The sequence below is a fragment of the Marinobacter sp. PE14 genome, from assembly GCF_053566155.1.
Window position 1 is genome coordinate 1 of record NZ_JBQXNY010000003.1, and the last position, 15,417, is coordinate 15,417.

Annotated in this window: 16 protein-coding genes, 2 rRNA genes and 1 other RNA gene; 16 read left to right on the forward strand and 3 right to left on the reverse strand. The window is 56.9% G+C overall.

Features of this window, described 5'->3' with window-relative positions; genetic code table 11:
* From ACWJ62_RS10635 to ACWJ62_RS10700, 14 genes are all read left to right on the forward strand, one after another.
* A 23S ribosomal RNA gene (locus ACWJ62_RS10635) occupies positions 1-97 on the forward strand; the annotation flags it as partial.
* Between the two features lie 99 nt (positions 98-196).
* A 5S ribosomal RNA gene (gene rrf / locus ACWJ62_RS10640) occupies positions 197-311 on the forward strand.
* Between the two features lie 130 nt (positions 312-441).
* Positions 442-1,992, forward strand: a complete 1,551-nt coding sequence (locus ACWJ62_RS10645; protein WP_449286180.1) for a 2-isopropylmalate synthase — start codon at positions 442-444, stop codon at positions 1,990-1,992.
* Positions 1,993-2,028: 36 nt separating this feature from the next.
* Positions 2,029-2,832: a 2-isopropylmalate synthase gene (locus ACWJ62_RS10650; protein ID WP_449286181.1), complete on the forward strand. Its 804-nt coding sequence runs from the start codon at positions 2,029-2,031 to the stop codon at positions 2,830-2,832.
* A complete protein-coding gene (gene rimI, locus ACWJ62_RS10655; RefSeq protein WP_449286182.1) occupies positions 2,799-3,314 on the forward strand; it encodes a ribosomal protein S18-alanine N-acetyltransferase in 516 nt (171 codons plus the stop codon). Before ACWJ62_RS10650 ends, rimI begins: the two co-directional genes overlap by 34 nt.
* Before the next feature lie 91 nt (positions 3,315-3,405).
* A complete protein-coding gene (prfC, locus tag ACWJ62_RS10660; protein WP_449286183.1) occupies positions 3,406-4,986 on the forward strand; it encodes a peptide chain release factor 3 in 1,581 nt (526 codons plus the stop codon).
* 21 nt (positions 4,987-5,007) lie between these two features.
* Positions 5,008-5,793, forward strand: a complete 786-nt coding sequence (locus ACWJ62_RS10665; RefSeq protein ID WP_449286184.1) for a TatD family hydrolase — start codon at positions 5,008-5,010, stop codon at positions 5,791-5,793.
* 193 nt (positions 5,794-5,986) lie between these two features.
* Positions 5,987-6,415, forward strand: coding sequence for a 50S ribosomal protein L13 (gene rplM / locus ACWJ62_RS10670; RefSeq protein ID WP_008176556.1), 429 nt, complete (start codon positions 5,987-5,989; stop codon positions 6,413-6,415).
* A 12-nt stretch (positions 6,416-6,427) separates the two neighbouring features.
* A complete protein-coding gene (gene rpsI / locus ACWJ62_RS10675; protein WP_069184011.1) occupies positions 6,428-6,820 on the forward strand; it encodes a 30S ribosomal protein S9 in 393 nt (130 codons plus the stop codon).
* 243 nt (positions 6,821-7,063) lie between these two features.
* Entirely contained in the window at positions 7,064-7,657 is a 594-nt protein-coding gene (gene petA, locus ACWJ62_RS10680; RefSeq protein ID WP_449286185.1) for a ubiquinol-cytochrome c reductase iron-sulfur subunit, read from the forward strand.
* A complete protein-coding gene (locus ACWJ62_RS10685; RefSeq protein ID WP_088829218.1) occupies positions 7,657-8,889 on the forward strand; it encodes a cytochrome b in 1,233 nt (410 codons plus the stop codon). The genes petA and ACWJ62_RS10685 overlap by 1 nt, the downstream gene beginning before the upstream one ends.
* A complete protein-coding gene (locus ACWJ62_RS10690) occupies positions 8,889-9,644 on the forward strand; it encodes a cytochrome c1 (RefSeq protein WP_449286186.1) in 756 nt (251 codons plus the stop codon). Before ACWJ62_RS10685 ends, ACWJ62_RS10690 begins: the two co-directional genes overlap by 1 nt.
* A 108-nt stretch (positions 9,645-9,752) precedes the next feature.
* Complete coding sequence (locus ACWJ62_RS10695; protein ID WP_449286187.1) at positions 9,753-10,382, forward strand: glutathione S-transferase N-terminal domain-containing protein; 630 nt, start codon at positions 9,753-9,755, stop codon at positions 10,380-10,382.
* A 59-nt stretch (positions 10,383-10,441) separates the two neighbouring features.
* Positions 10,442-10,858, forward strand: a complete 417-nt coding sequence (locus ACWJ62_RS10700) for a ClpXP protease specificity-enhancing factor (protein WP_449286643.1) — start codon at positions 10,442-10,444, stop codon at positions 10,856-10,858.
* A 45-nt stretch (positions 10,859-10,903) separates the two neighbouring features.
* Here ACWJ62_RS10700 and ACWJ62_RS10705 read toward each other — a convergent pair whose 3' ends face one another.
* From ACWJ62_RS10705 to ACWJ62_RS10715, 3 genes are read right to left on the reverse strand one after another with little or no spacing between them, the layout of a single operon-like run.
* Entirely contained in the window at positions 10,904-11,494 is a 591-nt protein-coding gene (locus tag ACWJ62_RS10705; RefSeq protein ID WP_449286188.1) for a D-sedoheptulose-7-phosphate isomerase, read from the reverse strand.
* A gap of 11 nt (positions 11,495-11,505) precedes the next feature.
* Positions 11,506-11,871, reverse strand: coding sequence for a YraN family protein (locus ACWJ62_RS10710; RefSeq protein WP_449286189.1), 366 nt, complete (start codon positions 11,869-11,871; stop codon positions 11,506-11,508).
* Positions 11,872-11,895: 24 nt separating this feature from the next.
* Entirely contained in the window at positions 11,896-13,824 is a 1,929-nt protein-coding gene (locus tag ACWJ62_RS10715; RefSeq protein ID WP_449286190.1) for a penicillin-binding protein activator, read from the reverse strand.
* A 75-nt stretch (positions 13,825-13,899) separates the two neighbouring features.
* Here ACWJ62_RS10715 and rsmI point away from each other — a divergent pair, with 75 nt between their 5' ends.
* Together rsmI and rnpB are read left to right on the forward strand one after the other, a co-directional pair.
* The gene (rsmI, locus tag ACWJ62_RS10720; protein WP_449286191.1) at positions 13,900-14,796 is read left to right on the forward strand and encodes a 16S rRNA (cytidine(1402)-2'-O)-methyltransferase; all 897 of its coding nucleotides are present in this window, start codon (positions 13,900-13,902) and stop codon (positions 14,794-14,796) included.
* Between the two features lie 53 nt (positions 14,797-14,849).
* An RNA gene (gene rnpB / locus ACWJ62_RS10725) (RNase P RNA component class A) lies at positions 14,850-15,199 on the forward strand.
* Positions 15,200-15,417: the final 218 nt, after the last annotated feature.

A 15,417-nucleotide genomic window follows, 5' to 3' on the forward strand; every position in this document is an offset into this window, starting at 1 on the left:
GAAGAGCCGTTCAAGACCAGGACGTTGATAGGTCGGGTGTGTAAGCGCTGCGAGGCGTTGAGCTAACCGATACTAATTGCTCGTGCGGCTTGACTATATAACACCCAAGACAATTGCGGATAACGCAGAGCCTAACCGCTCAAACGAAATCAATACCACTCAGTTCCATCTCGTCCCCCAGTGATCAACCGTTTTGCCTGACGACCATAGCGGTCTGGAACCACCTGATCCCATCCCGAACTCAGAAGTGAAACAGACCAGCGCCGATGGTAGTGTGGCGTTGCCCATGTGAGAGTAGGTCATCGTCAGGCGCCTAATACCTAAAACCCCAGCATCCCAGATGCTGGGGTTTTTTATTGCCTGAAACTCAAGCCCTCACTCACCACAGCCCGGTGATATACTCTTTCCATAATGAACGAAATCTCAGAATGGAGCCTGCCAATGCCTGTCACTGATCACCTGGTTATCTTCGATACGACGCTCCGTGATGGTGAGCAAAGCCCCGGCGCCACCATGAACAAAGCGGAGAAGCTCCGCATTGCGAAAGCGCTGGAAAAACTCCGGGTCGACGTTATTGAGGCAGGGTTCGCGATTGCCAGTCAGGGTGACTTCGAGGCGGTGAAAGCGATAGCCGAGTCCATCAAGGACTCAACGATCTGCAGTCTTGCCCGGGCGCTCGACAAGGATATTGATCGCGCGGCAGAAGCTATCCGGCCGGCACAGCGAGGGCGTATTCATACGTTTATCGCCACGTCGCCCATTCACATGAAGCACAAGCTGCAAATGCAGCCCGATGAAGTGATCGAGCAGGCGGTTCGCTCGGTGAAGCGCGCGCGGAGTCATGTCGACGACGTAGAATTCTCTTGCGAGGACGCCGGACGTTCCGAGCTGGACTTCCTTTGCCGGATCATCGAGGCCGCCATTGATGCCGGCGCCAGCACGATCAATATCCCGGATACGGTCGGTTACGCCATTCCCGAACAGTTCGGTGAAACCATCCGTCAGTTGATGAACCGGATTCCAAACGCGGACAAGGCCATTTTTTCGGTGCATTGTCACAACGATCTGGGGCTGGCTGTGTCCAACTCCCTGGCGGCGGTCTCCCAGGGGGCCCGTCAGGTAGAGTGCACCATCAATGGTTTGGGTGAGCGCGCCGGTAACGCGGCGCTCGAGGAAATTGTCATGGCGGTTCGTACTCGCCAGGATCTGTTCCATATCGATACCCGCATTGATGCCCAGCACATCGTGCCCGCGTCTCGTCTCGTTTCCACAATCACCGGGTTTCCTGTACAGCCCAACAAGGCTATCGTCGGCGCCAATGCCTTTGCCCATGAATCCGGGATACACCAGGATGGAGTTCTCAAGCACCGGGAGACCTACGAGATTATGCGGGCGCAGGACGTGGGTTGGCATACCAACAGCCTCGTCCTGGGCAAACACTCCGGTCGGAACGCCTTCCGTACCCGTTTGCTTGAGCTGGGAATTCAGTTTGAGACCGAGACGGAGCTGAACGAGGCCTTTACACGGTTCAAGGCGCTGGCAGATCTCAAGCATGAGATTTTTGATGAGGATCTGCAGGCGATTGCCAGCGATACCCGCCAGAAAGAGGAAGATGGCCGCTACGGTCTGGTTTGTATGCAGGTATGCTCCGAGACCGGGGTGGTGCCCAAGGCCAATCTGACCCTGACCGTGGACGGTAAAGAGCACAAGGTTGAAGCTGAGGGCAGCGGCCCGGTCGATGCCACGTTCAAGGCGATCGAATCTTTGGTAGATTCGGGCTGCAATCTCCAGCTTTATTCCGTAAACAATATTACCAGCGGCACCGATGCCCAGGGTGAGGTGACTGTGCGCCTGGAACGCGGTGGCCGCATCGTTAACGGCGTCGGTGCTGATACTGATATCATCATCGCGTCCGCCAAGGCTTACATAGAGGCCTTGAACCTGATCAGTAAGGGTGGAATTCGACAGCATCCACAGGTTGCGGATGTGTGAGACTGCAAATTCGGTGAGTCCCGGCAGGCTAAGTAAATGATTGGATCGGAAGCAGAGCGTCAGTTTTATCTGGGAGCGGCGGGGATACGCATGTGGTATGCCCGGCAACCGTTGCCGGGCGCGGCCCCCAGCCCGGATTTTGAGTTTCCTGAGGAGGTTGATGCTCCGGAGGCAATCCCTGGAATTTCCGAATCTGTACCCCGCCCGGTAAGAGAGTCAGGCCGCGCGGCGCCGGGTAAACCGGCAGTGCCGGATCGAACTGAGGGCGTTGCCCGAATTGCGGATCTGCAGGCATTGATGGAAGGTGAGGCTGTCGCCCCAGGAAAAACCTCGCGAGAGCCCCCCGAATCGCCTTCCGGGTCGGATGACGCTGCGGAGCAAGCACCGCCAGAGGAAATGTCAGAACCGGCTTCCGGGATTCCCTCTGAGAGCGTTAACTTCATGATCTGGGCGGGAACCGGGGCGGTACTTATCGGAGGCATGTCCGAGGATGCCAGCAGTCGGCTGCAGGAAACCCTCGCCCTGAATATTCTCAAGAGCCTTGGTGAAGGCCAGCCTCGAGTGCTCGGGCAAGTCTCCTGGCCCATTTTTAACAATCTGTTGGTGCCCGGGAACTCCGGCCATGACTTTGTTGAGGTGATGCGCAGTGTTCTGTCAGGCATAGAGCGTCAGCAGGTTGTAGTCTTGCAGGGTGGAGAAGATGCAGAACAGAACTGGCTGAGGGAAGCGCTTGGTCGCGAAGCAGCAGTTCGGTTTCCGCACACCCTTGCCGCGATTGCCGGTAACCCGACACTGAAGCGGTCCCTATGGGAACAGATACGGCCTCTGGTCGCCCGTTAATGCCTTATCCGGAAACCTACCAAAAAGTTCTCGACGCCGATCTGATCGTACGGCCCCTGATACCCGAGGATGTCCTGGAAGTGCTCGATATAGAGCGCCAGGGATATTCCCACCCCTGGAGCGAATCGGTGTTTCTGGATTGTTTCAAGGACAACTACCGGCTCTGGGGTGCCTGCCATGGGGGCACGCTCACGGCGTATGCTGTCGTGGCCTATATGGTTGATGAAGCGCATTTGCTGAATATCTGCGTTCACCCGAGAGCCCGCGGTGAGGGTGTGGGTCGCTATCTTCTGAGGCATGTGCTGGCAACCGCAGCCCATGAAGGCATGGCCCAGTTGTTGCTCGAAGTCAGAGTAAGCAATCATGCCGCCCTCGCCTTGTATCAGAATGAGGGCTTTCATGAGATCGGCCAGCGCCCCGGGTATTATCCGTCTGCCAGTGGGCGGGAGGATGCCCGGGTCCTGATGCTTGCCCTTGGCTAGTGATCACTGTAGTGCGGGTTAGCGTCACAGCGGCATAGGGCCTATAATGGCCGCCTTTTCCAGAACTTCAGATTCAGGTTGCTTTTTGATTATGTCTAACCTTTCCCAGGAAGTGGCCAAGCGCCGCACCTTCGCCATTATCTCGCACCCGGATGCCGGTAAAACCACGATTACCGAGAAGGTGCTGTTGTTCGGGCAGGCAATCCAGAAGGCCGGAACAGTCAAGGGAAAGAAGTCTGGCCAGCATGCCAAGTCCGATTGGATGGAAATGGAGAAAGAGCGGGGTATTTCGGTAACCACCTCCGTCATGCAGTTTCCCTATGGTGGCAAGCTGGTAAACCTGCTCGATACGCCGGGCCACGAAGACTTCTCGGAAGACACCTACCGCACGCTCACGGCGGTGGACTCCTGTCTGATGGTTATTGACAGCGCCAAGGGTGTCGAGGAGCGGACCATCAAGCTGATGGAGGTTACCCGGCTGCGGGATACGCCGATTATCACGTTCATGAACAAGCTGGACCGGGACACCAGGGATCCGGTGGAGCTGATGGACGAGGTTGAGGAAGTTCTGAAAATTGCCTGTGCACCGATCACCTGGCCCATTGGCATGGGCAAGAGCTTCAAAGGGGTTTATCACCTGCTTCGGGACGAGGTCATTCTCTATCAGTCCGGTCAGGGGCATATGATTCAGGACAAGCGCGTTATCTCAGGGCTGGACAACCCGGAGCTTGATCAGGCGATTGGCGCTTACGCAGGCGACTTGCGCGATGAAATTGAGCTGGTCAAAGGCGCGTCTCATGAGTTTGATCAGGAAGCTTTTCTTGCTGGCGAACTGACGCCGGTCTTCTTCGGTACCGCACTGGGTAACTTCGGCGTGGACCACATGCTGGACGGTCTGGTGGAGTGGGCGCCGGCGCCGCAACCGCGGGAAACCGACCAGAGACTGGTCCAGCCGGCCGATGACGGGTTCTCGGGCTTCGTATTCAAGATTCAGGCAAATATGGATCCGCAACATCGAGACCGTGTTGCCTTCCTTCGCATTGTCTCCGGCAGTTACAACCAGGGTATGAAGGCCCGCCATGTCCGTATCGGCAAGGAAGTTCGGTTTTCCGACGCGCTGACGTTCATGGCCGGCGACCGAGAACACGCCGAACAGGCGTTTGCCGGCGATATCATCGGCCTGCACAACCATGGCACTATCCAGTTGGGTGATACCTTTACTGCCGGCGACGACATGAAGTTCACCGGCATCCCCAACTTTGCGCCCGAACTGTTCCGCCGGATTCGTCTGAAGGATCCGCTCAAGGCCAAGCAGCTCCAGAAAGGGCTGATACAGCTCTCGGAAGAAGGCGCTGTCCAGGTGTTCAGGCCCCTGCGAAATAACGATCTTATCGTGGGCGCGGTCGGTGTGCTGCAGTTCGATGTGGTGGTCAGTCGCTTGAAAAGCGAATACAAGGTGGAGGCCATCTACGAGCCAATTAACGTGGCTACTGCGCGGTGGGTCACCTGCAGCGATGAGCGCAAGCTTGACGAGTTCCAGCGCAAGAACAACGACAACCTGGCCCTCGATGGCAGTGACAGGCTGGCCTACATTGCTCCGACCATGGTCAACCTGAATCTCGCCCAGGAGAGGTATCCAGACATTCAGTTCCACAAGACCCGGGAGCATTAACGATTCCGGGCGGAGGTAACTGTGCAGCTGATCGATGCCCATTGCCACTTTGATTTTCCGCAGTTCGACGGCCGCCGCGATGCAGAGCTTGATCAGGGCCGATCGCGCGGACTCAGCAGGCTGGTGATACCCGGTGTCCGGCGACCGGACTGGGACCGGGTCCGCGAGACAGCGCTGGCTCATGATGGTCTGTTTTACTGTCTCGGCATTCATCCCTGGTTTGTGGGTGAGCATTCTGAAGAAGACCTGAATCAGCTCCGCCGGCTGCTGCAGGGGCATCCCGACCGCTGTGTGGCAATCGGTGAATGCGGCCTCGACCGGCTCAAAGGCAACCTCGAAACGCAATGGCCCTGGTTTGAGGCGCAAGTGGATCTGGCCCGGGAGCTGGACATGCCGCTGGTGATCCACTCGGTCAAGACCCATGACGAAGTCCACGGTTTACTCAATCGTCGCCAGTGGCACGGTCGAGCCCTGATTCACGGGTTCAGCGGAAGCTTCCGGCAGGCTGCAAAGCTGGTCGATCTTGGATGCTTTATCGGGGTGGGGGGCGTGATCACCCATCCCCGGGCCCGAAAGACTCGCGATGCAGTTGCAAGATTGCCGCTGGAGGCGCTGGTGCTTGAGACCGATGCCCCAGATATGGCGCCGGAAGGCGTACCGCAGGGAAAGAACTCTCCACGCTACCTGCCGGATATTCTGGACGCGCTCGCGGAGCTCCGTGGCGCGTCGCCGGAGCAACTGGCGCCGGCACTTCTGGAAAACGTCTCTCGTTTATACGGTTGGGCCGCTGCCGGTATAGGGGAATAACGAAACGAGGCGACACAGGGTTGGCTTTCCTGGGTGGTTCGAGTATACTTCGCGCCCTGGCTTTTCAAGGCGATGTCATTATCTCAGCCCCGAATGATGACAACGCAACACAGGTATGGAACCCCCTCCGGATGCCTTGCATTTACCGGTGGTGGTTTTTAACGTTTCTTATATAGCGTTCAAGGCGGAATCAATGAAGACTCTGAGTGCGAAACCAGAAACAGTAAAACGTGACTGGTACGTTGTAGACGCAGCCGGCAAGACGCTGGGTCGTCTGTCAACCGAAATCGCCCTTCGTCTGCGGGGCAAGCATAAGCCTGAGTACACCCCCCACGTAGACACTGGTGATTACATTGTAGTGATCAACGCCAGCCAGGTGCGGGTTACCGGCAAGAAAGCATCTGACAAGATGTACTACAGTCATACCGGCTTTCCGGGTGGAATCAAATCCATCAACTTCGAGAAGCTGGTCGACAAGGCGCCCGAGCAAATCATCCAGAAGTCTGTCAAAGGCATGCTTCCCAAGGGACCGCTCGGTCGCGCCATGTTCAAGAAGCTGAAAATCTATGCCGGCGCTGAGCACCCTCACGCAGCCCAGCAGCCCAAAGAACTCGACATTTAACGGAAGGCGGATATGTCTGTAGCACAAAATTACGGTACTGGTCGCCGCAAGACATCCACGGCTCGGGTTTTTATCAAGCCGGGAAGCGGTAACATCTCTATCAATGGTCGCTCAATCGAAGATTTCTTCGGTCGTGATACCCTGCGCATGATCGTTCGTCAGCCCTTGGTGGTTGCCGAATCTACCGATCGTTTTGATATCCAAATCACCGTCAAGGGTGGTGGTATCAGTGGCCAGGCCGGCGCAATTCGCCATGGTCTGACCCGCGCTCTGATGGATTACGACGAAACTCTGCGTCCGGCGCTGCGTAAAGCGGGTTATGTTACCCGTGATGCACGTGAAGTCGAGCGTAAGAAAGTGGGTCTGCGTAAGGCGCGTAAGCGTCCTCAGTACTCCAAGCGTTAATTTCGCTGGAGCAGATCCTGGAAAACCCGGCCCTTTTCGGTCGGGTTTTTTTGTGTTCGGGCGATTTGTCAGCAAATTGATCTGGAACAGGGATGAGGCGCCAGCGGCGGCTTTCCGACTTGTAAGCCTTTGGTAATTTCATTACCATTTGGGCGCTTATATTTTTGGGTTGTGAAGTCCTTTTAGATGCACATTGCCGGCTGCGTTGCGGGCTGTGACATCGCCTGATGGGAGAAAACCATAATGAGTAATGGCGACGTGAGCCAAGGCAGGCGCCGGTTTCTGATCGGTGCTACGTCTGTGGTGGGTGGAGTCGGCGTCGTCGGTGCGGCGGTTCCGTTCCTGGGGTCATGGAATCCCAGTGCAAAAGCGGAAGCGGCCGGTGCACCGGTAACCGTCAATATCAGCAAGATCGAGCCGGGCCAGCAGATTACTGTTGAATGGCGAGGCAAGCCGGTCTGGATCATCCGCCGTACCGAAGAAATGCGGGCAAATATCGAAAAGCTGAACGACCGGGTGAAAGATCCCCAGTCTGAAGCGCCGCAGCAGCCTCCGTATATCGATGGCATCCTGCGCTCGCTGAAACCGGAATTTGCTGTGCTTGTAGGTCTGTGTACCCACCTTGGCTGTGTTCCATCCTATCGCCCGGAAGTTGCTCCGGCAGATCTGGGTGACGAGTGGCTGGGCGGCCTGTTCTGCCCCTGTCACGGTTCACGATACGATATGGCCGGCCGGGTTTATGAGGCGCAGCCTGCTCCCCTGAACCTGGAGGTGCCGCCCTATCGTTACGACGATGATGTGACCCTCACGATTGGTCTTGATCCGGAGGCAGCGTAATGAGCAAGTTACTCAACTGGGTAGACGAACGGCTTCCGGTCATTGATGCCTGGAACAAGCACCTTGGCAAGTACTACGCCCCGAAAAACTTCAACATGTGGTACTTCTTTGGTTCCCTGGCGATGCTGGTTCTCGTGAACCAGTTGGTCACGGGAATCTGGCTGACCATGAGCTACAACCCTTCGGCGGAAGGCGCATTCGCATCCGTTGAATACATCATGCGCGATGTCGAGTGGGGCTGGCTGCTGCGTTACCTGCATTCCACTGGTGCCTCGGCATTCTTCATTGTGGTCTATCTCCACATGTTCCGGGGGTTGATGTACGGCTCCTATCAGAAGCCGCGTGAGCTGATCTGGATCTTCGGTATGCTGATCTACCTGATCCTGATGGCTGAAGCGTTCATGGGCTACCTCCTGCCGTGGGGCCAGATGTCCTACTGGGGTGCGCAGGTTATCGTTAACCTGTTCGGGGCTATCCCCGTGATCGGTGAGGACCTCTCTCTCTGGATTCGTGGTGACTACCTGATTTCCGGTATTACCCTCAACCGTTTCTTCGCACTGCACGTAGTGGCGCTGCCGATCGTTCTGCTGGGCCTGGTAGTGCTTCACATCCTGGCACTGCACGAAGTGGGCTCCAACAACCCCGACGGTATCGATATCAAGAAGAACAAGGACGAAAACGGCATCCCCAAAGACGGAATCCCGTTCCATCCTTATTACACCGTGCACGACTTGCTCGGCGTGGGCGTTTTCTTCTTCATCTTCTTCATTGTCGTGTTCTTCTTCCCGGAAGGTGGCGGGTTGTTCATCGAGAAGCCGAACTTCGAGCCGGCAAACCCGTTGAAAACACCAAATCATATTGCGCCCGTGTGGTATTTCACTCCGTTCTACGCAATGCTGCGTGCGGTGACGATCGACCTGTTCGGTCTTGACGCCAAGTTCTGGGGTGTTGTTGTGATGGGTGCGGCAATCGCCATCCTGTTCGTACTGCCCTGGCTGGACAAGAGCCCGGTACGGTCCATGCGTTACAAAGGCTGGCTGAGCCGTATTGCACTGGCCATCTTCGTGGTGAGCTTTGTGATCCTCGGCTATCTCGGTCTTGTACCCGCTACTGAAGGCCGCACAATGGTTGCCCAGGTTCTGACGGTGCTGTACTTCCTCTACTTTATCCTCATGCCGTTCTATACGCGCATGGAGAAAACCAAGCCAGTTCCAGAGAGGGTGACAGGATAATGAGAAAGCTGATTTTTGGTCTTTTCATCGCGGTCCTGCCAGCTCTCGGGCTGGCAGCGGTTGCAACCGTGCCGCTGGACAGCTTTGAGTCAGATCATTCTGACAAGGCATCTCTCCAGCGCGGAGCGGCAACCTTTACCAACTATTGCATGGGTTGTCATTCCATGGAGTATGCGCGCTACAAGCGTGTAGCTGATGATCTCGAGATTCCCGATGAGCTGTATGAGGAAAACCTGATCTTCACCGGCGCCAAAATTGGCGAGCTGATGAAAAACTCCATGAACAAGGACATGGCTGCTGACTGGTTTGGCGCTCCGCCACCGGACCTTACGCTGGAAACCCGTCTGCGTGGCGAGGCGTGGGTGTATTCCTATCTGCGTGGGTTTTACAAGGACGAGTCGCGTCCACTGGGCGTGAACAACGTGGTGTTCCCTGCTGTGGGTATGCCCCATGTTCTGGTTGGGATGCAGGGGCTTTGCGCCGTTGAGCCCAATATCGGTACCCCGGCCAGCGTTGAGCCTTTGAGTGGCAACATCAACAACGCGGACGTTTGTCCGGAGTACGCGATCGAAGGCAGCATGTCTGGAGCCGAGTTTGACCAGGCCATGTATGATCTGACCAACTTCATGTCTTACATGGCTGATCCGGTCAAGCTTGAGCGTGAGCGTCTGGGGATCTTTGTCCTGATTTTCGTGGCCATCTTCTTCGTGTTTGCCTACTTGCTCAATCGTGAGTACTGGAAGGACGTACACTGAGAAATAGGGTATAATCCCGTCCCCTGAGTTCCAGCGGGCATAACCGGCCCGCTGGATTTTTGCGTTTTTTCAGGATCATTTCGGTTTGTTTACTCGTGAGGTAGTTCTATGGGCGTTGTGACCAAGCGGTCATCAATGACGTTTTTCTCGGATCCGGCCAGCCATTACAGCCACAGGGTGCGTATTGTTCTGGCAGAGAAGGGTGTTACCGTCGATATCGTTGATGTGGATCCGGACAACCCGCCGGCTGAACTGGCGGACCTGAACCCATACAACGCCCTGCCGACGCTGGTCGATCGTGATCTTGTGCTCTATGAGCCCAACATCATGATGGAATACCTCGACGAGCGTTTCCCGCATCCGCCCTTGTTGCCGGTTTATCCTGTTGCGCGGGCCAACAGCCGTCTGATGATCCATCGGATCCAGAAGGATTGGTGTGGCCTTGTCGACCAGATTTTGGCCCAGCCGAACGCCAAGGCGTCCGACACAGCTCGTAAAGAGCTGAAGGAAAGTCTGTTGGCGACGGCGCCGCTGTTTGGTGAGATGCCGTTTTTCCTGTCTGAAGAGTTCACCATTGTTGACTGTTGCATTGCCCCTATCCTGTGGCGTCTTCCGTCGCTGGGTATTGAGCTGAATGAGAAGCAGGCCAAGCCGCTGCAGAAGTATATGGAGAGCATCTTCGGTCGGGATGGCTTCAAGGCAAGCCTGTCAGATCTGGAAGAAGACATTCGCAGCTGATTTGGTAACGTTCCGCTGGCCGGAGCAGGAGAGTGGCAGTGGCTGAGAGTAAAAACACCATGACGTCCAGCCGTCCGTACCTGGTACGAGCATTCAACGAGTGGATTCTGGACAATGACTGTACCCCCTACATAGTAGTGGATGCAGGCATTCAGGGTGTGCAGGTGCCCACCGAGCATGTCGCGAACGGGCAGATTGTGCTGAATATCAGCCCGGGCGCCGTGCGCGGCCTGGTCATCGGTAATGGCGCGCTGGAATTCAGTGCCCGTTTCGGAGGCGTGCCCATGCAGGTGTTTATTCCGTTGCAGGCGGTGATGGCGATCTACGCCAAGGAAAACGGTGAGGGCATGGTCTTCGGCAGTGAGCCAGGCTCCCCCGATCCTGACGGTACCTCAAGGGAGCGCGATGGTGAGCAGCCTTCACCCGGTCAGGAGGATCGCCCCTCGGGCAGACCTACCCTCAAGGTTGTGAAGTAACTCCCGCGCACTCGTTCTGAAAAAGCCAGCTTACGCTGGCTTTTTTTATCCCCCGAAGATTTTTGCGTCGATAAGCCCGCAAAGGGCATTGATGATGAGCAAAAGCAGAGGTGTGGCCTCGGTGGGGCTGAGATCGTTCAGGGCGATTTCATGGTCTTCCGGATGCAATAAAGAGGTTATGTCCGATTTCTCCCTGGCGCTGAGAACCACGACACTCATTTCCCGGTCATGGGCAACCTGGATAGCCTGGATAAGATTTGCCTTGTGGCCATCGTCGACGATCACGAACAGCAGATCCCCGGGTTTGCCAATCGCCCGGACCTGACGGGAGAAGGTGTCGTTGAAACGGTTATCACGGCAGATGGCCGAATAGGTCGTTGCGTCGGCGCCGAGATTGATGGCGGGCAGTGCCGGCCTGTCCTGTTCGAACCGGTTCAGAAGAGCGGTACAGAAGTACTGGGCGAGAATGTTGGCATTACCATTGGCGCAGGTAATAATTTTCCCGTCCTGGAGCAGGGTTTCCACGAAGGCATTGGCAACCTCCTCGATAGCAGGGCCGGCCGTACTGGCGGCCTGCGCGGTATGCTCCATATGGCTTGCGAACCACTGGTTGATCTGGTGTTCGGTGTCGGTCATTTTCGGTATCACTATCCTGCCAGAATTGCATTCCTGATCCATTGTACCCGGTATTTTTTGACGGTACCCGGGCTGATGGCAACCACATCTATCCGTGAGAGATTGTCCCAGAGCCCGTGCCTGTGCAGGTAAAACGACACTGCACGAATCAGGCGTCTTTGTTTGGGGTAATTGATGGAGCTTGCAGGATCAACAAGACTGCCCGCGCCCCGATAGCGAACCTCGAAGAAGACGAGAGTCTCACCCTCCTGGCCGACGAGATCAATCTCGCCACCGCGATTGTAGACGTTGCGCTCAATTATCCGGACGCCCCGACTGGCGAGGTAACGGGCTGCAACGCCCTCGAAGTGGTTACCCAGGGTTTTGATGCCATCCATGGCTGCTGCTTTGCTCCTTTGGTGTTATTCGCTGAGGGGGGCGGTTTCCTCTTGGGCGCTTTCCATCTCTCCCTCTTCGGTTACCGGCTCAGGGATGAGCTCGGGAGCTCCGTTGCGGAACTGGGCCCAGAGCTGTTCCCGATGGATGCTGCCCTCGGGTGTCATGGTCAGGACACCTGTTTGCCCTGATATCGAGGCGCTTTCGACCTGTTTCAGCAACGGCAGGCGTTTGCTCAGGTGCCACGCATCGGCGCCCATGGCGAAAAGGCGCCCGGGCTGGCCACGGGTTCCGGACAGATTCTCAGTGGCTCGTGTACGCAGCTCATTATCCTCGCCCAGAACCCAGGGAATGTCGGTGAAAATAACACCGTTCAGGTCGCGGTCCCGTGAAGGTGCCGGTGTGCCCTCATAAATAATGGAAGGCGAGTATACAGGCAGGTCTCCGCCGAAATAGAAGGCGAAAAGCGGCTTGAATTGCCGCGCAACAGTGGGTTCTGCCACCATCACGATGGCGTCGGCATCCTGCCGGCGACGTGGCTCGAATTCGACATTCATACCAATGGTGCGTTCAACCTGGATGGCCCTGTCGCGGGAAACGGTGATGCCCAGCAGGTCAGCCGTTACCGCCCGCAGGTTGTCTTCCCGATAGAAGCGCTCGATATCCAGGGCAACACCTTCATGGGAAGCCATGCGTTTCAGTAAGGCAGCTTCAACGCGATCGCCCCATTCGCCGCCGGGGATAAGGACCAGAACCTGGCGCAGCTGTTCTGCGGCAAGCCGGTCGGCAATTTGCCGGGCCTCGTCCTCGGCCGAGAGACCGAACTGGTAAAGTCCGTTAGCAGGCTTGGTCTCCGCAGGCAGATAATTCAGTCCGAGGGCGGGTACCGGCAGCGTATTCATTGAGCCCAGTCCGGCCAGCGCCTCTTTTTCCAGGGGGCCGACAATCAGGTCGATATCCTGTTCCGACAGCTGCTTGTAAAGTTCGCTGAAAGAGGTGCCGGCCGTATCAAATATCCGGATGTCGGTTTTGCCCCGGTCGGCGGAGTCATCCAGATAGTAGGCTGCCAAAAAGCCATCCCGGATCGCTTTGCCAGCCGTTGCCAGCGGGCCCTGGAGAGGCAGGGCAAGAGCGATTTTTTCCGGACGGCTGTCCGCCAGTGTGGCGATCAGCTGGAGTTCCGAGGGCAGAACCTGGGCGGCGGGATGGCCGGGCCAGTTGTTTTGCCAACCTCTGATGAGTCGGCCCTGCTCGTCTATGCCGGTGTCCGGATTGCGCACCAGGTTCGCCAGCTCGAGCCAGCCCTGGGCTTCATAGCCAATCGCTTCGGCAGAGGCCGAGCTCAGCTCGTTGCCCGGTACCGTCTCCAGCAGGGACCAGATGCGGTTATGAATCTTTTGCGCATCCGCCGTGTTATCCGTCTGGGCCAGCAGGATCAGGGTCATGGCAGCAGGCATGGGTTTGCCCGCCAGGTCGTAAGTGTCCGCCTGCAGGTTGGCCGCCCGGGCCATCAGGTCGGCCGGGTAGTCTATGAAAGTCGACGGCGTGAGTTCGGCGGCAAGCTCTCTTGCCCAGGATTCATCCTCGAGAGCCTTGGCGCTTGCCATGGCCAGCAGGAGTTTCTGGTTGCCAAGGCCCGCAGCCGGTTGCGCCAGCTGCGAACTTTGAAGTAGCGTTCGTGCTGCCATGTCGTTGCCCTGGTCCTGGAACCTGCTGGCGATCCGGAGGAGGTAGGCCTGGGCGGTCTCGATATTATCTTCGTTGCCGGCAAGCTCGAGTGCCTGGTCAGCCGTTTGCGCGATATGGGTTTCGAGATTCACGGTGGCGCAGCCCGCCGACAAAAGGGCGGCAGTAAATACGCTGGCCAGGGCTCGTTGATGAATGCGGATCTTTAACATGGCAGGCTCGACATACTCCGGATGATTGGGCTTGTAGCGCCAGACTAACGCTGGCAAGTTTAACAGCTCCGGGGTTAATTCACATGACGTAACTGTCACGGTCCCTGATACCCGATCACAGAGGCACAAGCTTTGAAAAACGAGGTCAGCGATTTTCCGTCGTCCGATAGCCGAAGGGGTGAATTGGGCGGCACTCTTTATGTTGTTGCCACCCCGATTGGCAATCTTGAGGATCTGTCTCCACGGGCAACCCGGACCCTGGCCGGCGTGGATGTGGTCGCAGCAGAGGATACACGTCACAGTGGCCGGCTATTGAGCCATCTGGGCATACAGAAACGAATGATCGCGTTGCATGACCATAACGAAAAAGACCGCGCTGCCGGGATCCTCGCTGAGCTTAAGGTTGGGCGCGATGTGGCGCTGATCTCCGACGCCGGTACACCGCTGATCTCCGATCCTGGCTACGTGCTGGTGCGCGACGCCAGGGCTGCGGGGTATCGGGTGAGCCCGATTCCGGGTCCCTGTGCACTGGTGGTGGCTCTGAGCGCGGCCGGCCTGCCGACGGACCGCTTTCTGTACGTGGGGTTTCTGCCTGCCAAACGTTCTGGTCGCAGGGCCAGTCTTGAGCCATTGGCCAATGAGCTGGCCACTCTTGTGTTTTACGAATCGCCTCACAGGATTATGGAGTCGGTGCGGGATATTGCCGAGGTGCTGGGCGAGGATCGTGAGATGGTTTTGGGGCGGGAAATCACCAAGACCTTTGAAACCTTCTATTCCGGTTCGGTTGCGGAGGTTCTGGCAGAGTTGGAACAGGACCCCCACGGAACCCGGGGGGAGTTCGTGGTCATGGTTCGCGGTGCGATGGCTCAACCCGGTAACGATGACGCGGCTACCATGGATGTGGACCGTGTGCTTCGGGTTTTGCTGGCAGAGCTGCCGGTGAAGAAGGTCGCCAAAATGGCCTCGGAGCTGACCGGTTTGTCGAAAAATGAGCTTTACCAGCGCGCACTGGCGCTGAAGGACAGCTGAGTGCAGTGGCGTTTTCCCTTGCAAGGCTCTGGGCGCAGGAGTATTGTCTCGCCCGAGCTCGCCAGACAGTCGCCGCCGGTTTTCCGGGGGAGGAAAGTCCGGGCTCCACAGGGCAAGGTGCCAGGTAACGCCTGGGCGGCGCGAGCCGACGGAAAGTGCAACAGAAAGTATACCGCCTAAGCGCCCTCGGGCGCCGGTAAGGGTGAAACGGTGCGGTAAGAGCGCACCGCGTGGCTGGCAACAGTCCACGGCGATGGTAAACCCCACCTGGAGCAAGACCAAATAGGAATCCAATGGCGTGGCCCGCGCTGGATTCGGGTAGGTTGCTTGAGGTCTGTGGTGACGCAGACCCTAGATGAATGACTGTCCAAGACAGAACCCGGCTTATCGGCGAGCTCGCTCTTTTCCCTTCCTGTGGCATTCGTCATTCTCAACAGATGTCCTTTATATCCAAAAAATCTTAAACCTCACTTGCAGTCTTCAGACTTTTTTGCAGGTATTTGATTTTGCTTCTTTTCTTTTCCGTAATCTCACCATTTCGTCGAATCCGTCTCTGTAACCTCTTGTCATAAAAGGAACTTTTCCAAGTGTGGCGCTGATTGCGGCGCTTGCATTGTGTAT